Origin of the sequence: Frigoribacterium sp. PvP054, from assembly GCF_040547465.1 — a bacterium.
In the GTDB taxonomy this organism is placed as follows: domain Bacteria; phylum Actinomycetota; class Actinomycetes; order Actinomycetales; family Microbacteriaceae; genus Frigoribacterium.
The window spans coordinates 1-19440 of record NZ_JBEPPU010000005.1 but is presented as its reverse complement, the minus strand read 5'-3'; the positions used below and the strand labels follow the sequence as shown (position 1 = coordinate 19440).

The window sequence follows — 19440 nt, the reverse complement described above, 5'->3', positions numbered from 1 at the left end:
GGTGACGAGGGGCCGATCGCGGGTGACCCTGTCGTTCGGCGCAGACCCCCTGCCTAGGCGGGGCGTCGGACGCCGCTCGAGGGGGTGTCGAGGGGGCGGCCGTGGGTGGCCCTGCCGTTCGGCACCGACCCCCAGCCTAGGCGGATCGTCGGGCGCCGATCGAGGGGGTGGTCGGCGACCGACGGTCAGGCGTGCTTCGGGTGGGTGGGGGCGCCGCGCCAGGTCGGAGCGAGGGCCTTCATGCGCAGGGCCCTCCACTGCCAGGTCGCCCAGAGCCCCGGCCAGAGCAGCAGGCCCAGCGGGCCGGCGTGGAACTCGAGGCGGTCGCGCAACAGCGTGTGCCCCGCGCCGTCCGGGACGACGGCCATCCGGTGGTTGATGCGCATGCGGGCGAACTGGCCGCTCGTCCCGCGTCCGGTGTCGCGCTGGATCCACGCCCCGTCGCGTTCGTGCCAGTCGAGGTCGACGTGCGTGCTGCCGAGCGGCAGGACGCCGAGGATGCTCGCCGACACGGGGTGCGCCTCCTCGGTCCAGCGGTCGGGGAAGCCCGACGGCGACTCGGACCGGTAGACCACGAGCGGCTTCGTCACCGCGACCATCACGCGGGGGTCGCGCAGGGCGTCGGTCGCGACGTCGACGGAACAGGCGAGGCGGAGCTTGAGCTGCACGTGCATGCCCCGATCCAACTCCCGCCGCCTGATCGGGGCCACCGCCTCCCTTCGTCACGCAGTAGGCGGGTCGACGCCACCGGCGGCGGGTCGGCACGCCGGTCCCGTCACGGCGCGTCACGCACTCGCGACGGGGTGGTGGGCCTGCCTAGGCTGGTCAGATGAGTCCGCACGGCCAGCAGAAGTACCAGGTGAGGTTCGACCACGGCGTGGCCGGGGCGGCCCGCGTCGCGTCCGAGGCTCACGTGGTCGTCGTGGTCGACGTCCTCGACGGCCACGGCACGCTCAGCCGTGACGAGACCGTGCGGGCGGTCGCCGACCTGGCCGAGGTCGGCGTCGACGCCGACGTGCTGCTCGTCACCGGGGCGGGCGCCGCCCCCGACGTCGCCCGGCACGTGGTCGGACGTCAGGCCCGTCGAGGTGACCGTGCCCTCGTCGCGATCGTCGCCGCCGGGGCCGTCGAGGCCGACGGGTTCCGGCCCGCCGTCGAGGACCAGCTCGCCGCCGGTGCGGTCGTCGACGCGCTCGCCGCGGCCGGCATCGACTTCTCGTCGCCCGAGGCCGCCGTCGCGTGCGCCGCGGCCGGCGCCCTGGCCCGGGCGTCGTCGCACCTGCTCACGGCGTCGGCCTCGGCGGCCGAGCTGGTGGAGACCGGCCGGGGCGACGTCGTCGAGTCGGCCCGCGCCTCCTCGTCCGGTGGGGGCGCCCTCGTCGTGGCCCGAGTCGGTTCCCCCGAGGAATCAACCCTGCCGGCGTAGCGTTGCAGTGACAGCGACCCTGACGTCGCCCCGACCCGCAGGAGGAATCATGAAGGCAGTGCTCACCGACGGAACCGTCGTCGCCGAGGCCCCTAAAGACGAGCTGATCTCGATCGAGGGCAACTGGTACTTCCCGCCCGCGAGCGTCAACACCGAGCTGCTCACCGAGAGCCCCACCCAGTACCACTGCCCGTGGAAGGGCGACACCCAGTACTTCAGCGTGAAGTCGGGCGACGACCTGCTGCAGGACCGCGCCTGGAGCTACCCCACGCCCATCCCGACGTCGTTCGACCGCGTGGGCAAGGACTACTCGGGCTACGTCGCCTTCTGGAAGGACGTCTCGGTCGTCGACTGACGCTCGACGCTGGACGGCACGCCGCCACGAAGTGAACATCCCGCCACGGCATCTCGTGGCGGGATGTTCAGTTCATGGCGCAGTGGCGCAGGGCAGGGCAGGGCAGGGCAGGGTAGGGCCGGGCGGGCCCGGGGGGTGACGTCGACCCACTCGGCGGAGGCCTCAGCCGCGCGCGGCCCGCGCCCGGTGCGCCCGCACCTTCGCCCGGTTGCCGCAGCGCTGCATCGAGCACCACCGGCGGCTGGCCGCCCGCGACTCGTCGTAGAAGACGAGCCCGCACGCCTCGTTCGAGCACCGACGGAGGCGCGAGTCCGGTCCGCCGCCGAACCCCACGGTCGTGAAGAGGGTCACCGCGTCGCGCGCCACCGACGCCATCGCCTGCCCGAGCCGAAGGCGCCCGGCCCCGGCCTGGCGTCGGCCGCCCTCGAGCGACGGCGGGACGTCCGGCAACGCCGCGAACAGGTTGAGCGTGTCGACGTCGTCGGGGTCGCTCGAGGTGCCGTCGGTCGCGGCCACGGCGAGTCGAGCGATCGCGTCGCGCAGGCCCCTGGCGTCGGCGAGTTCGCGGTCTCCGGCCGAACCGGCGATGCCGTCGAAGCGCTCGCGCGTCCAGTCGTCGAGGTCGGCCGGCAGCAGCAGGCCGTCCCACGGGGTTGACCCGTCGGCCGGCAGGTCGAGGCCCGACTCGGGGCCGAAACGGGACCCGGCCCGGAACCCGCCGAGGTACGCGAAGTCGAGGCTGAGTGCTCCCGAGTCGAAGAACCACCGGGTGTCGGTGTCGGATCTGAGCCACTGTCCGGTCTGCACCTGACCACCCTAACCGGTTACGCGCCTCCTGGGGTCTCCGACGGCCCGTCACCGGCCCGGCCGCGACGTCGTGCCGGGAGGCGCGGCGTCAGACCGCGCGCTTGGTCCAGGTGATCAGGTGCGCGGGGTCGTACCTCCGGGAGCAGCGCCCGCAGGCGAGCGGCCGGGCCGGCTGGCGGTACCGGTAGTGCTCGTGCCCCGCGGGGCAGACGCCGACCCACGGGGCGAGCTCGCTCGCGATGGCGCCGTCGTGCAGGCGCGAGCCGACGTAGCCGAGGTCGGTCGCCACGGCCTTCCACCTCGGCCCGTGCCCGGCGCGCGATCCGGCGAGTGCGTGCGCGACCTCGTGCAGCAGCACCTGGTGGATCTCGTCGTCGTCGTAGCGACCGGCGAGGTGCCGCGAGACCGTGATGCGCTTCGTCGTGTAGTTGCACAGGCCCGCGCGGGTCTTGGCGTTGTCGAAGCCGAAGCTCCAGACGGCGGGGTCGAGGTGCAGGTCGATGAGCGCGGCGGCCCAGCGCCGCACCCGGTCGAGGTCGGCCACGTCGAGGTCAGGAGGCGCGGGTCAGCGACGCGGGAACGGCCAGGTGGTGGGCTCGTCGTCGCGCGGCAGGCCGTCGACCACGCCGGTCACCCCGGTGCCCCCGGTGCGGGGTCGGTCGCCGCCGGGGCGTGCGTCGCCGTCGGTCGGACGCTGGGCGGCTCGACGCTCGGCGTCGAACTCGTCGGAGTCGCGGTCGCGGTGACCCGCGGCGCGCTCGGCGAGGTGGCTGATCTTGCCCCAGAGCCCGCCGTCGCGCGGGGCGGCGGGAGCCGTCGCGGCCACCTTCTCGGCCCGGGCGGCCGCGGCCTCGGCGACGGGGGACGCGGCAGCCTCGTCGGGCATCGACTCGGGGTCGAAGCTGATCGCGGCCGTGCGCGCGGGGTCCATGGGCGGACGGGCCGGCACCGCACCGTGGTCGTCGGTGGAGGCGGACGCGGAGTCGGACTCGGCGGCTTGCTCCGACGACGCGGCGGACGCGGCGGCCGCGGTCGGGGCCTGCGCGCCCCCGTAGAGCCCGGCGATGCCGTCGAAGCGGGGGACCTGGACGCGGCCCTGGACGGCCTGCGCACGGGGGGCCGGGGCAGGCGGGGACGCCGGGGCGAGCGGTCGGACCGGCACCGGGTTGGTGTCGCCCACGGCCGGGGCCTCGAGACGGGGCTGGGGACCGGTGTCGCTCAGGTAGGCGCGCATGACGCCCTCGATCGCGACCCGCAGCCCGTCGGTGCGGTCACGCGGGGCACCGGACGCCTCGTAGGCCTCCAGTGCCTTCGCGAGGGTCTCGCGGGCTTCTTCGTTGCGACCGAGGTCGTAGAGCGTGTAGCCCTCGAGCTCGGCGGCGGCGGCCTCGAGCTCTCGCCATTCTTCGGTCGCGGAGGTGATGCGACTGGTGTGCAGGTCGTTCAGGGCGCGGTCGAGCTTGCCCTGCTCGCGGAAGATGTGGGCGCGACGGATGCGCGCAGCCGTCGAGTCGGCGCGGTCGCCGGTGAAGTGGGCCAGGCGGAAGGCCTCCTCGGCGATCGCCAGGGCCTCGTCGAGTCGGCCGAGCAGGCGCAGCAGGTCGGCTCGCTCGCCCAGTGCGTCGGTGCTGCGGCTCTGGCCCAGGGCGGCCAGCCGGGCCTCGGCGGCGGGCACGTCGACGGCCGTGCGCAGGCTGATCGGGTCGAATCCGCCGGCGCCTCCGATGCCCCGGACGACGGGCGCGGCGAGACCCGGCGGCACGGTCTGGGGGCGGGCGCTGCCGGGTGCTGTCGTGTCGGGTCGGTCGTGCTGGCTCATCGAGTACGAGGGTAACCGCCCGGCCCCCGAACAGGCCGCGCGGCACGCAGCGTGTGGGGGAGTGTCGGGGCCGATGTGCCGGACCCGACCCGCGTGTCGTGCGCCCACCGTCGCGATCCGCACCCGGACGTCGGGCGCCGGTGTGGTGCGGGAGGCGCGGCGCGGTGGGGGCGGGACGCTACGGCAGGGGGGTGAGGGGGACGCTGACGATGCGGTCGTCGCCGTCGGACGGGGCTCCGCGCCCGTCGGTGTTGTTCGTGACGAGCCAGAGCGTGCCGTCGGGCCCGGGCAGGACGTCGCGGATGCGGCCGAGCGAGTCGGCTCCGGTGAACAGCTCGGTCGGCTGCGCCTCGGAGCCGGGGGCGACCTGGATCTCGAAGAGCTTCTCGCCGCCGAGCCCGGCCAGGTAGAGGGTGGTGCCGACGGCGGTCAGGCCGCTGGGGCTCGCGTCGTCGGTCGACCACTGCAGCACGGGGTTCGAGAAGCCCTCGACCTCGCCCCGGCCCTCGACCTCGGGCCAGCCGTAGTCCGCTCCGGGCTCGAGGGCGTTCAGTTCGTCGTAGGTGTCCTGGCCGAACTCCGCGGCCCAACCGGCGCCGGTCGCGTCCCAGGCGATGCCCTGCGGGTTGCGGTGACCGAGCGTGTAGACCAACGACCCGGGGGTGGGGTTGTCGTCGGGCACGCCGCCGACCGGCGTCGCGCGCAGGATCTTGCCGCCGAGCGAGCCGGGGTCCTGGGCGTTCGGTCGCTGGTTCGCGTCACCCGTCGTCACGTAGAGCAGGCCGTCGGGGCCGAAGGCGATGCGGCCCCCGTCGTGGTTGCGCGCCGCGGGGATGCCCGTGATCACGGCCTGCTGCTCGCCGAGCCCGTACGAGCCGGCCTCGCCCGTGATCGGTGCCCGCACCACGCGGTTGTCGTCCGCGGTCGTGGCGTAGGCGTAGAGGTACGACGGCGACCCGGCCAGGACGGCGAGGCCGAGCAGGCCGCCCTCGCCCTCGTGCACGACCCCGTCGATCGAGCCGACCTCGCGCGTGCCGCCGTCGGCGAGCAGCTCGAGCACCGTGCCGGTGTCGCGCAGGCTGACGAACGACGACCCGGTGTCGAGTCGGACGACGGACCACGGGGCGGCCAGCCCGGTGGCGACGTCGGTGGGCTCGGCGTCGGCCGCGACGGTCACGCCCCCCGTGTCGGTGCCGGCGGCGACCGGGCCGGGGCCCGCGACGGCGGCCGGGTCGGTCGGGGTCTCGGACGCCGGGCGGGTGGCGGCCTGGCCGCCCGAGACCGGGGCGTCGGCCCCGGCGGTGCAGCCGACGAGCAGGACGGCGGTGACCGCCGTCATCGCGCCGACGGCGAGCCGGTGCCGAGTGGTGCGGGGTGTCGTGGTCATGGTCGCGCCTCCTGCCGTCAAGGCAAGCGGACGTTCACGCCGACCGCACCCGTCGTCACCACACCGTGACCGGCTTCGCAGCCCGTGCCCAGGCCGGCCGCCGGCGCGGTCCGGCCGTCGGCGCGGTCCGGCCGTCGGCGCGGCGCGGCGCCTCGCCTACGGTCGGGCGCTGAGCTCGGCGCGCAGCGGCCAGTCCTGGCCCTCGAGGATCAGTTGCCCACCGGCTCCGGTCCGCGAGTTGACGACGATCGGGGCCAGCAGGTTGACCGTCATGCCGGTCGCCGCGGGCGTCGCCACGACGAGCAGCAGGGCCTCGGCGGGGTCGTGCAGGTCGAGGGCGTCGGTCTGCTCGTCGGTCACGACCGGCGAGTAGTCGGGCAGGTGCACCGACGCGTCGAGCACGAAGAGTCGCGTCTCCGAGTCGGCGGCGCGGAGGGCGAACAGGCCGGTCGCACCCTCGATGCGCTCGAGGGAGAAGTCGACGAGCGGTTCGAGGCCGAACGGAGGCGCGGTGAACGAGACGACGGAGCCGCTGACCTCGCGTGCTGCCTGCGCGCTCATCGGAGGAAGTCCATCAGCGAGGGCTGCAGCACCTTGGCGGTGACCGCGAGGGCCGCCTGGTACGACGTGTTCTGCATCTGCAGGTCGAGCACGGCCTGGCCGAGATCGATGTCCATGATGCCGGCGCGGTGCGCCTCGAGCGTGGTCTTGGTGTCCAAGAGGGTGTCCTCGGCTCTCAGGATCTGGGACTGTCGTGCCCCGATGTCGGACTGTACGCCGCGCAGGGACGTCAGCCGGGCGTCGACCTCGGTGAGCCGTGGGCCCACGTCGACGCCGGCGCGGAGGTCGGTGGTGATGCGGTCGAGCAGGCTGAACACCGAGTCGTCGCCGGTCCCGAAGGCCGCGGCGCCGTCGGCGTCGACCCGGACGCTCGTCTCGCTGCCGACCTGCCGGGTGACGGCTGACCCGGGGGTGCCGGTGAAGCTGGCGTCGGCCCGGAAGGCCACGCCCGCGTCCGAGGTGCCGGCGAAGACGCTGCGTCCGGCGTAGGTCGCGTTGGCGCGGGTGAGCAGGTCGGACCTCAGGCCGTCGATCTCGGTGGCGATGGCGTCGAGGGACGCCTGCGACTGGGCACCCGTGTTGGCGCCCTGCACCGTGAGGTCGCGGACGCGCTTCAGCACGTCGTCGGCGGCCGACAGCGCCGAGTCGGCCGTCGAGAGCCACGCGTTGGCGTCGCCGGCGTTGCGGCTCCACTGCACGTTCGCCGCCTGGTCCGCCTTGACCCGCAGGGCCTCGGCGGTGCCGGTCGGGTCGTCGGACGGCTTCGAGATGCGGTCGAGGGTCGAGGCGCGTTCCTGGGCCTCGGACACCCGGGCCTTGCTGACGGTCAGGTGCCGTTGGGCGTCCAGGACGGCCATCTGGTTGGTCGTGCGCGTGATCATCGGTTACCTCCCGACCCGTCCCATGCCGTTGATCAACGTGTCGAGCATCTCGTCGATCGCGGTCATGACGCGGGCGGCGCCCTGGTAGGCGTGCTGATAGGTGAGCAGGTTGACGTTCTCCTCGTCGAGGCTGACCCCGGCCGTCGAGAGCTGCCGGTTCTTCGCCGACGTGGCCGAGAGGTCGGTGAGCGTCGAGCGGTCGGACTCGGTCTGCGCGACGGCCCCGACGGTGCTGACGATCGCACCCCAGGCGCGGTCGGGCGAGCCGGTCGAGAGGCCGATCTGGCCGACGGCGCGGGCGACCGAGCCGTCGAGGGCGCCGCCCGTGCCGTTGCCCGAGGCGATCGTCGCGGCACCCGTCGGCACGACGGTCAGTCCGCGGGCCGCGGGGACGCCGGCCGTGAACGCGAAGAACGCGTGACCGGTGGTGCCGTCGGCCGTGGTGCCGGTGGCGTGCACCGCGTTGACCTGGGTCGCGAGCTGGGTCGCGAGGGCGTCGTAGCTGGCGGCCGCCTCGGCGAGGACGCCGCCGGCGCCGCCGGGCTCGGCCGGGGCGAGCACCGACAGCGATCCCGCGATGCTGCCGCCGTCGAGCGAGACGGCGTCGCCGGGACGGTGGGTCCACTCGAGCGACACCCCCGCCGTGGCGGTGCTCAGGGTGTAGTCGCCCGTCACGCGCACCTGGCGGGCCGAGTCGCCCGACACCAGGGCGTTGCCCCCGACGACGACGTCGAGCGTGCCGTCCGCGTTGTCGCGCACCGTGCCTCCGGCGAGCGTGGCGATCTTCTCGGTCAGCACCGAGCGGGCGTCCACCAGCTCGTTGGTGCTGACGCCCTGCTGCTGGGCGGTGCGGATGCGCACGTTCAGGTCGGCGACCTGGGTCGCGGCGGAGTTGAGCTGTGAGGCGAGGCCGTCGAGCTGCTGCCGTTGGGCCGTCCACTGGTCGTCCACCGCCTTGTAGCCGCTCGCGAGCGTGCCCGCGATGGTCTGCGCCTGCCCGAGCAGCACGGCGGCGGGGGCGGCGGCGGACGGGTTGTTCGAGACGTCCTGCCAGGCCGACCAGAACTTCGTCAGCTGCGTCGCGAGCCCCGTCGTGCTCGGCTCGTTCAGTGACGACTCGAGGGCGGCCGTGACCGAGGCCCGCACGCCCTGGTAGCCGGCAGCACCGGCGGCGCCCCGCACCTGGGCGTCGGCGAACCGGTCGCCGATGCGGGCGATGCCGTCGACCGACGCGCCCTGGCCGGGCTGGACCCCGGTCGAGAAGAGGCCGACCCGTGCGGCGGCCTCGACGGAGGACTGCGTGACGCGCTGCCGTGTGTAACCGTCGGTGTTGACGTTGGCGATGTTCTGCCCGACCACGTCGAGGCCGGTGCGGGCGGCCGTCAGCCCTCGGTACGCCGTGTTGAGGCCGCCGAACGTGCTGCCCACGTCAGAGCCGCCCGTCGAAGAGGTGACCGCCGGAGGCGCGGGCCGAGTCCACGTGGCCGGTCCGGCCGGTCGCGTCGTACGTGGCGGTCGCGGGGCCGGTCGACGCGGTGGCCAGGGTCTCCTGGGTGGCCCGGGCGGCGGCTCGGAGGAACCGCTCGTTCTCGTCGCGCAGCTGGGCGATGCGTCCGGTCAGCTCGGTCATGGCCCGCAGGTGGGCGCTGAAGATGTCGCCCCACGGGCCGGCCGGGGCGGCCGAGACGATCTCGCGCAGCGGGGCGTCCTCGTCGGTTCCCCACTCGCGGGCGACGGCCGACACCTCGACGCTGCGCTCGAGACCTGCCGAGCGCAGGCGACCGAGCACCTGTTCGACCTCGCGGGTGGCGTGGTCGACCCAGCGGCTGCGGCCCGCGGTGAGCAGCAGCTGCTCCTCCTCGAGCTTGAAGGTCAGCAGCTCGAGCAGCTCGCGCTCTCGCCAGAGCAGCGCGGAGAGTTCGTTCGCGCCCATGGGGGCCTCCTCGGTCGGGGCATCGGGTGGTCGGTGTACGGCAGGTCGTCGGCGAGGAGTGCCTGACGTCCTCTGCACCGGTGACTATCGGCGGAGGCGCGGTGGGCGTTAGGGGCCGACCCGAGCGTCCTCACGGCGGCGCCTAGCCTGAACCACCGCTCGAAGGAAGGGGCGTTCCGACCCAGTACGGGGGTGGAGGTGCGGGACGTGCCCCCCGAAGGGATGACGGCCGTTCCCCCGCACTGGGGGCACCCCCGACCTGCCGCTGCCCCCCTGCTCATCGATAGCGTTGCAGAGCAGCGACGGGCCCCCGACGGGCCGCCGCGGCAGCACCACCCGCGGTCCCGCCGTCTCCTACGCACGGCGACCCGCGCCTCCTCGGCGAACCCTGTCGACGTGCCCTGATCAGAGGGCACTTCGTCGCGCCCGGAGTCACGATCACCGGACCCGAGAGGTCCCCTTCGCACTGGGAGTCGCGATGAACCGCACCGAACGAAACGCCATGGTGGTGGAGAACCTGCCGCTGGTCGGCTACCTCGTCTCCGAGGTCTGCGCCCGCGCCACCCACCTGTCGCGTGACGACCTCGCGTCGGTCGGTGCCGTCGCCCTCGTCCAGGCCGCGGACGCCTTCGACCCCACCCTCGGCATCCCGTTCGGCGCCTACGCCCGCACCCGCATCGTCGGCGCCTTCGCCGACGACATGCGTTCGGGCGACTGGGCCAGCCGTGGCACCCGCAAGCGCATCAAGGAGACGCTCGCCGTGCAGGAGGCGCTGACCGCCTCGCTCGGGCGCACCCCCAGCGTCGACGAGGTCGCCGGCGCCCTCGGCGTCGACCGCCAGACCGCGGCGGACGCGCTCACCGACGCGGCCCGCACCGTCTCGGCCCTCGACGACACCGTCGCCGACCACCTGGCCGCCGACCTGCCCCTGCCCGAGGAGAACCTGCTCGTCTCGGAGCGCAGCCGCTACGTGGCCGCCGCCGTCCAGGCCCTGCCCGAGCGCATGCGCCTCATCGTCGAGGGCGTCTACTTCGGCGACCGGACCGTCACCGAGATCGCCGACGAGCTCGGCATCACCCACTCGGCCGTGTCGCAGCAGCGCACCGAGGCCGTCCGCCTGCTGCGCGACGCCCTCGAGGCGCACTACGCCGACGACCCCGACGTCGAGTTCACCCCGGTCTCGAAGACGGCTCCCGCCCGTCGCAGCGCGTACCTGTCGCGCGTCGCGACCAACGCCGCCGTCGGCATCGCCCGGGCCATGCGCGAGCCCGAGGCGACCACGGTCGCCACCGCGGTCTGAGACCGCCGAAAAAACTTCTGCGGCTGACTAACAGCCGCGGTCGGCCGGCCGACAGTAGCCGGTGTCAGCCCACGGACGGGCAGACGAACACCACCCAGTCACGGAGGAGAACACCATGGGTATGCAGATCAACACCAACCTCGCGGCCAACAACACGTACCGCAACCTGAACGCCACGCAGAACGACCTGTCGAAGAGCCTCGAGAAGCTCTCGTCGGGCCTCCGCATCAACCGTGCCGCTGACGACGCGGCCGGCCTCTCGATCTCCGAGGGCCTGCGCTCGCAGGTCGGCGGACTGACGGTGGCCGCGCGCAACGCCCAGGACGGCATCTCGGTCGTGCAGACCGCTGAAGGTGGCCTCACCGAGACCCACTCGATCCTCCAGCGCATGCGTGACCTCGCCGTGCAGGCCGGCAACGACTCGAACAACGCCGACTCGCGCAAGGCCATCACCACCGAGGTCTCGGCCCTCCAGAAGGAACTGACGCGCATCTCGGCGTCGACGAACTTCAACGGCACGAACCTGCTCGACGGCAGCAAGAGCTCGCTGAAGTTCCAGGTCGGCGCCAACAGCGGCACCGACAGCCAGATCAGCGTCGACCTGTCGAAGGCCAACGTCTCGGCCATCGCGAACAACCTGTCGGGTGGCGACCTCGCCAAGACCGGCTCGTCGTTCGACATCGCCGACATCGCGGCCGTCGCCGGCAAGCAGACCTTCAGCGTCACCAACGGCAACGAGACCAAGACGATCACGACGGCCGACCTCGGTGCCGCCGGGACGTTCGACAGCGTGCAGGGCTTCGCCGACGCGCTGACGAAGGACGCCGACTTCTCGGCCAACTTCTCGGTCTCGGTGACCAAGGACGCCAACGGTGCCGGCACCGGCATCGTCGTCACCGCCAACAACGGAGGCGCGGTCAGCGTCGCCGACGACGCCGGAACGGGTGTCGTCGCGGGTGCCGCCGGTGCCACCGTCACCGGTGGCCTGAAGTTCGACACCGCCGAGAACGCCCAGGCGTCGATCAAGCTGCTCGACGCTCAGATCCAGACGGTCTCGACCGCCCGGTCCGAGCTGGGTGCCGTCCAGAACCGCTTCGAGCACGCCATCAACGTGACGAACGTGGCGAAGGAGAACCTGACGGCGGCCGAGTCGCGCATCCGCGACACCGACATGGCGGAGGAGATGGTCAAGTACACCCGCTCGAACATCCTCAGCCAGGCCGGCACCGCGATGCTCGCCCAGGCGAACCAGAGCACCCAGGGCGTCCTGTCGCTCCTCCGCTAGTCGGAGAGCGTCCCGGCGACCGCTCCCAGCGGTCGCCGGGCGACACCCGGGCCTGACGCGTGACCGGCACGCGGCGAGTCGAGAGCTGATCCTCTCGCTCGCCGCGTGCCGGCCGCGTCGCTCGTCCCCGCCGTCCCTCGACACCCGACCCGCGACAGGAGCACGACATGGCCACCCTCGGCATCGACGGCCTCGCGAGCGGGCTCGACACCACGACCCTGATCAACAACCTGATCTCGATCGAGGCGACGCCCCAGACCCTCCTGAAGAACAAGGTCTCGGCCGCGAGTGCCTTCATCACGTCGATGCAGACGCTGAACGCCCAGGTCTCGGCCCTCGCCGACACCGCCAAGACCGCGGCCAAGCCCGCCTCGCTGCAGGCCTTCACCGCGACGAGCAGTGCCACCTCCGTCACGGCGTCGGCCGGGGCCACGGCCGCCGCCGGCTCGATCGAGTTCGTCGTCGGCACCACCGCCCAGGCGAAGACCGCGGTCACCGCCGCGATGACCGCCTGGCCCTCCGAACCCGCCGTCCTCACCTTCACCTCGGCCGCCGGCAAGGCCGTCGAGGTCACCGCCGCGTCCGGCTCGCTCGACGACGTCGTCAGCGCCGTCAACGCCTCGGCCGCCGGCGTCACCGCCCTGAAGGTCGCCTCGGGCAAGGACGCCTCGGGCGCCGTGCAGTACCGGCTCCAGCTCACCTCGACCGCGACCGGAGCGACCGGCGACTTCTCGGTGCACCGCGGCACGGCCGCCGAGGTCGCCGCCGGGACCGCTCCCGACCTGCTGACCGAGCCGGGTGCCGCCGTCGTCAAGACCGCCCGCGACGCCTCGCTCACCCTCTACGCCGGCACCACCGCCGAGCAGGTCGTGACCAGCTCGTCCAACACCTTCGCCGACCTCCTGCCCGGCGTCTCGGTGACCGTCTCGGCCGCCGCGGCGACGGCGACCCCGGTGACCGTCACGGTGGCGCGCGACACGGCGACCTCCGGCAAGGTCGCCTCGGGGCTCGTGTCGAGCCTCAACGCGGTGCTCTCGGCCATCTCGAGCGGGCAGGCGACGACGACCAGCACGAGCGCGACCGGTGCCACGACGGTCAAGGGCGGTGCGTACACCGGCGAGTCGTCGGTGCGGGCCGCGCAGACGGCACTGCAGTCGGCGGCCTCGGCCCCGATCGACGGCCGGTCGCCCTCGTCGATCGGCATCAGCATCTCGCGGGACGGCACCTTCGCCTACGACGCCGACAAGTTCCAGGCCGCCCTGGCCGCCGACCCGGTCGGCACGCAGTCGATGATGAGCACCCTCGCCGACCGGATCGCGGCCGCCGCGACGAGCGCCTCCGACAAGACGACCGGCACCCTGACCCAGGTGATCACCGGCCAGCAGTCGGTCGTGAAGGACCTCGGCGTCCGCATCGCCGACTGGGACCTGCGCCTCACCGCGAGGCGGGCGACACTCCAGACCACCTACAACAACCTCGAGGTCAAGCTGCAGTCGTTGCAGGCGCAGTCGACCTGGCTCAGCAGCCAGATCACCTCCCTGACCGCATCGACGAGCAGCTGACCATGAACGCACAAGGATTCGCCGCCTTCGCCGCGGCGAGCGGCTCCGCCGCCACCGCCCAGCGCCAGCGGGCGCAGTACACCTCGGACGCCGTGCTCTCGGCCACGCCGGTGCAGCTCGTCACGATGCTCTACGACCGTCTCATGCTCGACCTCTCGCGCGCCGAGGCCGCCCAGGTCGCGGGTTCGTGGCTCGTCGCCGGCGAGCAGCTCGTGCACGCGCAGGCGATCGTCGCCGAGCTGTCGTCGTCGCTCAAGATCGACGTCTGGGACGGCGGCGAGGGCCTGCTGGCGCTCTACGGCTACGCGTCGACCGCCCTGGTCAACGCGAACGTCCACCGCGACGTGGCGCTCACGCGCGAGGTCGCCGGCCTGCTCGAGCCGCTCCGCCAGGCGTGGCACGAGGCGGGTGCCTCGTTGCAGACCACGACGGTCGCCCCGACCGGAGCCCTCGGTGTCGCCTAGGACCGAGCACACGCACGCCGCGTGGCGTGCCGCCCTGGACGAGCTGGAGGCGCTGGTCGCCGAGGCGGACGTGTCGCCCTCCGCAGGCGGCCCCGCGACGGCAGCCGGGCCGACGTCGACGTCGACACCTCGCTGGACGCCCCCGACCGGGCTGGGTCCGTTGCCGCAGGAGCTCGCGACCCGCGCCTCCTCGTTGGCGGAACGCCAGGGCCGCGTGCTCGACCGACTCGAGGCCGCCCGCGCCGCCGTGCTGCAACACCTCGGTGCCGTGCGCTCGGTCGAGGCGTCGCACGAGCCCTCGCGCCCGGTCTACCTCGACGCGACCGGCTGAGACCGAGCGCGGACCGGCCGGCACCGGCACCCGGCCCTGGCCCCGGCACCGCGACCGGCACCGGCACCGGCACCGGCTTCAGCCGAAGGGGATGACCCCGACGAGCACCGCCACCACGAGCATCACGACCGAGACGACGGCCGCCCGCCAGAGCACCTTCTTGTGGTGGTCGCCGAGGTTGACGTTCGCCAGGCTCACGAGCAGCAGGATCGCCGGCACGAGCGGGCTCTGCAGGTGCACCGGCTGGCCGATCACCGAGGCGCGGGCCATCTCGACCGGGTCGATGCCGAACGCCGAGGCGCTCTGGGCGAGCACGGGCAGGATGCCGAAGTAGAAGGCGTCGTTGCTCATGAAGAAGGTGAGCGGCAGGCTGAGCAGGCCGGTGATGACGGCCAGGTACGGGCCCATCTCGTTCGGGATCACTTGCACGAGCCACTGCGCCATCGCGTCCACCATGCCCGTGCCGTTGAGCACGCCGATGAGGACGCCTGCGGCGAAGACCATCGAGACGACGCCGACGATGCTCGGCGCGTGGGCCACGATCTCGGCGGACTGCTGCTTCACCTTCGGGAAGTTGACCAGCAGGGCGACCGCGACGCCGACCATGAACACGTAGGCGAGCGGGAAGAGGTCGAGCACGAGCAGCACCATGACGACGACGGTCAGCGCGAAGTTGAACCAGATCAGCTTCGGCCGCAGCGTCTCGCGCGTCGGGTCGAGCATGGTGTCGGCCATCGTGCCGGTCGTGGGGGTGCCGTTCGCGCTGGTGCCGGTGACGGGGTTGTCGACCGCGCGCTCGCCGGGGGCGTCGGCCCGGCTGCCGTCGGCGCGACCGCCGCGGAGGCCGAGCGCGACCGTGGGGCTGGTGAACATCGAGACGCCGACGCCGGCCTTGCCCGGGCCGCCGCCGCGGGCGGCCGTGGCCAGTTCGCGCGACAGGGGCGACATCTTCTCGGCTGCCGCGGCGAGCACCGAGCCGCCGAGCTCGACGGTGCCGAGGCGGCGGCGCTCGCGCAGGCCCATCAGCCAGGCGAAGGCGAACACGATCACGAGGCCGACGACCAGCGACGGCACGAGCGGCACGAAGATGTCGGACGGCGCCACGTTGAGCGCGGCCGCGGCGCGGACGGTCGGCCCACCCCAGGGCACGATGTTGAGCGTGCCGTTGGCGAGGCCGGCGACGCAGGTCAGCACGACCGGGCTCATGCCGAGCTTGAGGTAGATCGGCAGCATCGCGGCGGTCGTCACGATGAACGTGGTCGACCCGTCGCCGTCGAGCGAGACCGCCCCGGCCAGCAGCGCCGTGCCGAGCACGATCTTCGCGGGGTCGTTGCCCGTGACGCGCAGGATGAACCGCACGAGCGGGTCGAAGAGGCCGACGTCGATCATCAGGCCGAAGTACATGATCGCGAACATCAGCAGCGCCGCGGTCGGGGCCAGGTCGCCGATCGCCTCGATCACCATGTCGCCGATGCCGAGCCCGGCCCCTGCGAACAGGCCGAAGATGGTCGGCACCATGATCAGGGCGAGCATCGGCGAGAGCCGCTTGGTCATGATCAGCACCATGAAGGTGGCGATCATCAGATAGCCGAGGATGACGAGCATCAGGACTCCTTCGTCCAGTTCGTGTGTCCGGGCACGCTAGCGGCGCCTCCGGGCCCCCGTCGCGCTTGTGCGCATTGGCCGACTATCGCGCGTTCGGGGCGTTCTGCGCGTTCTGCTCGGGGGAGCCGCGCCTCCTCATCCGTCGCCTGCCGACCAGACCCGCCCACACGCACCTGGCCCCGGCACGACACCGCGTTTCGTGCACCGCACCCCGTCTAGTCGGGGTGCGGTGCACGAAAGGCGGTGCAGTGGTGGCGGGACGTCACCCGGCGGGCGGCCCTGCGGCCCGGCGGGCCCGCTTCCGCACCACGAGGGCACAGGCCCCGAACGCGGCCGCGCCGAGCGCCAGCAGCGTCAGGCCGACCACGAGCATCCACGGGGCGCCTCCCGAGACGATCCGGGCGAGTGTCAGACCGAGCCCGACCGCGACGATGGTGAAGACGACGGCCATGACCGGCTCCGACCAGGTCTGGCCGACGAGGTCACGCCGCTCGACCGGGAGGCCGTCGTCCTGTCGGCGGGCGGCGAGCTGCCACCGATCCCGGATCTCGAGGCCGATGACGGGCCCCCACATGATCGCCCCGCTGCTGCCGGTCTCGAGCACGATCGCCACGCCCAGCGTGACGAGCGTCCCGGCCAGGAACCACCACGGGAACACCGTGCGCAGCGGGACGACACGTCTCACCCGGCCGCCCCGGGTCTGGTGCGGCTGCGGCTGCGGCTGCGGCTGCGGCTCGGTCGGCATGGCCCGAGCCTAGGCAGCGTCCGGCCGATGCGCCCACGGCACCGCGTTCCGTGCACCGCACCCCGTCTAGTCGGGGTGCGGTGCACGAAAGGCGGCGCGGTGGCGGCGGATCGGGTCGGTCGGCGCGCGGCCGGCGGGCGAACGCGGACCCGAGGAGGCGCGGGTCGGGTCCGTCGCGCCCGGTACCCTGGCGGGCGTGACCGACGACAGCTCACCCCGGCGACGCCGCACGGCCGCGCGGCGTCGGACGGGTGCGGGGCGCGAGGCGGGGACGGGAGCGGCACCGCGCCTCCGTAAGCGACGGTTCGCCACCGAGGTGCTGCTGCTGCAGCTCGCCGTCGTCACCGCCATCGTGCTGTTGACCAGTGCCGTGTTCGCGGCCATCGCCGTGCAGCGGCTGGCGCGCGAGGCCGAGGCGACGGCGCTCGCGGTGGCGCAGAGCGTCGCGAGCGACGCCGACGTCCGCGACGAGGTCGCCCGGCTGAGCGTGGACGGCACCGAGATCGACCAGGAGGCGCTGGCCGGGGGAGCCCTGCAGCGCACCGCGGTCGCGGCCCGGCAGCGCACCGGGGCGCTCTTCGTCGTCGTGACCGACGACCGCGGGGTGCGGTTGGCCCACCCCGACCCCTCGCGCATCGGCGAGCGCGTCAGCACCAGCCCCGACGCCGCCCTGCGCGGGGAGGAGGTCGTCGCCTGGGAGCGCGGCACGCTCGGCGACTCGGCCCGTGCGAAGGTGCCGGTGTACGCGCCCGGGGCCTCCGTCGGAGGCGCGTCGGACGTCGTCGGCGAGGTCAGCGTCGGTTACGCTCCGGCGCGGGTCTACGACACCCTCGTCCGGGACGCCCTGCCCGTCGTCGGGGTCGCCGTGCTCGCCCTCGCGCTCGGCGTCGTCGCGTCGGTGCTGATCCGCCGCCGGCTCGACCGGGCGACCCTCGGGCTGCAACCCGAGGAGCTGACGACCCTGGTCCAGAACCAGCAGGCCGTGCTCGGCGGGGTCGGCGAGGGGGTGCTCGCGGTGTCCGGCGACGGCGTGGTGACGGTGTGCAACGACCAGGCCGCCCGACTGCTCGGGCTCGATGCGGGTGCCGTGGTGGGGCAGCCGCTCGCCGGGCTCGACCTGCCCGAGCGGCTCGTCGCGCTGCTCGGCTCGAGCGGTCGGCGCGACGACGTCGACGAGGCCCCGGCCGGCACCACGACCGACACGACGCTCGTGGTCGCCCACCACGTGCTGCTGGTCGACGTGCGCCCGGTCTCGCGCGACGGGGTCGACCTCGGCCGGGTCGCGGTGGTGCGCGACCGCACGGCCGTCGAGGCGCTCACCCGTCGGCTCGACGCGGTCGGGGCGATGACCACGGCCCTCCGCGCGCAGCGACACGAGTTCGCCAACCGGTTGCACGCCCTGTCGGGGATGCTCGAGCTCGGTCGGGCCGAGCAGGCCCGCGCCTACCTGGCCGACGTGCTCGACCACGGGCCCCTGCGCTACCCCGTCGCCCACGCCGACCGGCTGACCGAGCCGTACCTGCAGGCGTTCCTCGGAGCGAAGGGCGTCGAGGCCGCCGAGCGCGGCGTGCTGCTGAAGCTCGGGCCCGAGACCTTCGTCACGGGGTCGGTCGTCGAGCCCGGCGACGTGACGACGGTGCTCGGCAACCTGGTCGACAACGCGGTGCGGGCCGCGGTCGCCGGGCGGGTCACCCCGGCCTGGATCGAGGTGGAGGTGCTCGACGACGGCACCGACCTGCACCTGTCGGTGATGGACTCGGGTGATGGCGTCGCCGACGCCGGGCTGCTCTTCGACCGCGGGCCGCACGACCCCGACGGCGACCCGGCCGACGACCTCGACCCCGCACGCGTGCACGGCCTGGGCTTCGGGCTGCCGCTGTCGCGCGACATCGCCAGACGCCGGGGTGGCGACGTGTGGCTGGGTTCGCCGGGTGGCGACGGGCACGGCGCCGTGTTCTGCGCGAGGCTCGTGGGCGCGGTCTCGGGCGAGGCGGTGGCGACGGGCGGGTCCGGGCCGGCCCGCGCCTCCTCGTCCAGCGATGCGTCAGACGACCGGCACGAGCCGCACACCGGCGGCGACCCCCGCGATCCCGAGAGGACCACCCCGTGACGACCGAACTCACCGTGCTCGTGGTCGACGACGACTTCTACGTCGCCGACCTGCACCGTCGCCAGGTCGAGCAGTTGCCCGGCCTGCGCGCGCTGCCGGCCGTCGGGACGGTCGCCGAGGTGCGCCGCGTCCTCGTGGAGCAACCCGTCGACCTGCTGCTGCTCGACGTGCACCTGCCCGACGGCAGCGGCCTCGACCTGCTGCGCGAGGTCGACGTCGACGCGTTCGTGCTCAGCGCCGCGTCGGACGCCACGACCGTGCGTCGGGCCCTGCGGCGCGGGGCGTTGGGCTACCTCATCAAGCCGTTCGCGTCGGGCACGCTCGTCGACCGGTTGCGCGCGTACCAGCGGTACCGCAACGTCCTCGACGAGCGGACGACCGTGGACCAGGAGGCGCTCGAACGGGCCCTGCGCATCCTCCATTCCGGCGACGCGGCGAAGGCGGCCTCGCCGTCGCGGTCGGCGACCGAGCAGGCGGTGCTCGAGCAGTTCGGCGCGGAGGCCGGTGCCGGTGCCGCCGGAGGGGCCGAGGTCGAGCCGCTCGAGCTCTCGGCGGCCGACGTCGCCGCGCGGGTCGGGGTCTCTCGTGCGACGGCCCAGCGCTACCTCGCGGCGCTCGCCGCCGACGGCCTCGTCACGATGAAGCTCAGCTACGGCACCACCGGCCGCCCCGAGCACCGCTACTCGCGCCCCTGACGCGACCCGCGCCTCCTACCCGTCGCCCCTCTGCCGCATCGCACCGCCGACTGGACGGGGGGCCCCCCCCGGGGGGGGGGGGGGGGGCCCCGGCGGCGGGGCGCAGGGGGCAGTTGGCCGGGCGGGGGGCAAGGGTACAGGCCGGGGGCGCGGAGAGGGGGGGGGGACGGGGTA

The 19440-nt window shown here is 73.8% G+C and carries 20 protein-coding genes; 9 read left to right on the top strand and 11 right to left on the bottom strand.

Going from position 1 to position 19440, the window contains the following annotated elements:
• Positions 1-185 precede the first annotated feature (185 nt).
• Positions 186-674, bottom strand: a complete 489-nt coding sequence (locus ABID81_RS08475) for a hypothetical protein (protein WP_354594360.1) — start codon at positions 672-674, stop codon at positions 186-188.
• A 155-nt stretch (positions 675-829) separates the two neighbouring features.
• On the opposite strand from ABID81_RS08475, the gene ABID81_RS08470 reads away from it, so the two are divergent.
• The gene (locus ABID81_RS08470; protein ID WP_354594359.1) at positions 830-1426 is read left to right on the top strand and encodes a hypothetical protein; all 597 of its coding nucleotides are present in this window, start codon (positions 830-832) and stop codon (positions 1424-1426) included.
• Between the two features lie 49 nt (positions 1427-1475).
• Positions 1476-1781: a DUF427 domain-containing protein gene (locus tag ABID81_RS08465; protein WP_354594358.1), complete on the top strand. Its 306-nt coding sequence runs from the start codon at positions 1476-1478 to the stop codon at positions 1779-1781.
• A 162-nt stretch (positions 1782-1943) separates the two neighbouring features.
• Here ABID81_RS08465 and ABID81_RS08460 read toward each other — a convergent pair whose 3' ends face one another.
• The 8 genes from ABID81_RS08460 to ABID81_RS08425 all read right to left on the bottom strand — a co-directional run bounded on the left by ABID81_RS08460 (position 1944) and on the right by ABID81_RS08425 (position 9169).
• Positions 1944-2588, bottom strand: coding sequence for a CGNR zinc finger domain-containing protein (locus tag ABID81_RS08460; protein ID WP_354594357.1), 645 nt, complete (start codon positions 2586-2588; stop codon positions 1944-1946).
• An 88-nt stretch (positions 2589-2676) separates the two neighbouring features.
• A complete protein-coding gene (locus tag ABID81_RS08455; RefSeq protein WP_354594356.1) occupies positions 2677-3132 on the bottom strand; it encodes a SprT-like domain-containing protein in 456 nt (151 codons plus the stop codon).
• 21 nt (positions 3133-3153) lie between these two features.
• Positions 3154-4407 carry a hypothetical protein gene (locus tag ABID81_RS08450; protein ID WP_354594355.1) on the bottom strand — a complete coding sequence of 418 codons (1254 nt, stop codon included), beginning with the start codon at positions 4405-4407 and terminating at the stop codon, positions 3154-3156.
• A gap of 178 nt (positions 4408-4585) precedes the next feature.
• The gene (locus ABID81_RS08445; protein WP_354594354.1) at positions 4586-5794 is read right to left on the bottom strand and encodes a PQQ-dependent sugar dehydrogenase; all 1209 of its coding nucleotides are present in this window, start codon (positions 5792-5794) and stop codon (positions 4586-4588) included.
• Between the two features lie 156 nt (positions 5795-5950).
• On the bottom strand, positions 5951-6355 hold the full coding sequence (locus tag ABID81_RS08440; RefSeq protein ID WP_354594353.1) for a flagellar assembly protein FliW: 405 nt from the start codon (positions 6353-6355) through the stop codon (positions 5951-5953).
• Positions 6352-7236, bottom strand: a complete 885-nt coding sequence (flgL, locus tag ABID81_RS08435) for a flagellar hook-associated protein FlgL (protein ID WP_354594352.1) — start codon at positions 7234-7236, stop codon at positions 6352-6354. The genes ABID81_RS08440 and flgL overlap by 4 nt, the downstream gene beginning before the upstream one ends.
• A 3-nt stretch (positions 7237-7239) precedes the next feature.
• Positions 7240-8664, bottom strand: coding sequence for a flagellar hook-associated protein FlgK (flgK, locus tag ABID81_RS08430; protein WP_354594351.1), 1425 nt, complete (start codon positions 8662-8664; stop codon positions 7240-7242).
• A 1-nt stretch (position 8665) separates the two neighbouring features.
• Positions 8666-9169, bottom strand: coding sequence for a flagellar protein FlgN (locus ABID81_RS08425; protein WP_354594350.1), 504 nt, complete (start codon positions 9167-9169; stop codon positions 8666-8668).
• Between the two features lie 478 nt (positions 9170-9647).
• Between ABID81_RS08425 and ABID81_RS08420 the strand changes: the two genes are divergently transcribed.
• From ABID81_RS08420 to ABID81_RS08400, 5 genes are all read left to right on the top strand, one after another.
• Positions 9648-10469 (top strand): sigma-70 family RNA polymerase sigma factor, encoded by an 822-nt coding sequence (locus ABID81_RS08420; RefSeq protein ID WP_354594349.1) that lies wholly within the window; start codon positions 9648-9650, stop codon positions 10467-10469.
• A gap of 115 nt (positions 10470-10584) precedes the next feature.
• Complete coding sequence (locus ABID81_RS08415) at positions 10585-11754, top strand: flagellin N-terminal helical domain-containing protein (RefSeq protein ID WP_354594348.1); 1170 nt, start codon at positions 10585-10587, stop codon at positions 11752-11754.
• Positions 11755-11921: 167 nt separating this feature from the next.
• A complete protein-coding gene (fliD, locus tag ABID81_RS08410) occupies positions 11922-13316 on the top strand; it encodes a flagellar filament capping protein FliD (protein ID WP_354594347.1) in 1395 nt (464 codons plus the stop codon).
• 2 nt (positions 13317-13318) lie between these two features.
• The gene (gene fliS, locus ABID81_RS08405; RefSeq protein ID WP_354594346.1) at positions 13319-13780 is read left to right on the top strand and encodes a flagellar export chaperone FliS; all 462 of its coding nucleotides are present in this window, start codon (positions 13319-13321) and stop codon (positions 13778-13780) included.
• A complete protein-coding gene (locus ABID81_RS08400) occupies positions 13770-14111 on the top strand; it encodes a hypothetical protein (RefSeq protein WP_354594345.1) in 342 nt (113 codons plus the stop codon). The genes fliS and ABID81_RS08400 overlap by 11 nt, the downstream gene beginning before the upstream one ends.
• Positions 14112-14189: 78 nt before the next feature.
• Here ABID81_RS08400 and ABID81_RS08395 read toward each other — a convergent pair whose 3' ends face one another.
• Together ABID81_RS08395 and ABID81_RS08390 are read right to left on the bottom strand one after the other, a co-directional pair.
• The gene (locus ABID81_RS08395; RefSeq protein ID WP_354594344.1) at positions 14190-15716 is read right to left on the bottom strand and encodes a CitMHS family transporter; all 1527 of its coding nucleotides are present in this window, start codon (positions 15714-15716) and stop codon (positions 14190-14192) included.
• A gap of 262 nt (positions 15717-15978) precedes the next feature.
• The gene (locus ABID81_RS08390; protein ID WP_354594343.1) at positions 15979-16461 is read right to left on the bottom strand and encodes a hypothetical protein; all 483 of its coding nucleotides are present in this window, start codon (positions 16459-16461) and stop codon (positions 15979-15981) included.
• Positions 16462-16657: 196 nt separating this feature from the next.
• Between ABID81_RS08390 and ABID81_RS08385 the strand changes: the two genes are divergently transcribed.
• Positions 16658-18571: a sensor histidine kinase gene (locus ABID81_RS08385; protein WP_354594342.1), complete on the top strand. Its 1914-nt coding sequence runs from the start codon at positions 16658-16660 to the stop codon at positions 18569-18571.
• Positions 18568-19266: a response regulator gene (locus ABID81_RS08380; RefSeq protein WP_354594341.1), complete on the top strand. Its 699-nt coding sequence runs from the start codon at positions 18568-18570 to the stop codon at positions 19264-19266. Before ABID81_RS08385 ends, ABID81_RS08380 begins: the two co-directional genes overlap by 4 nt.
• Positions 19267-19440: the final 174 nt, after the last annotated feature.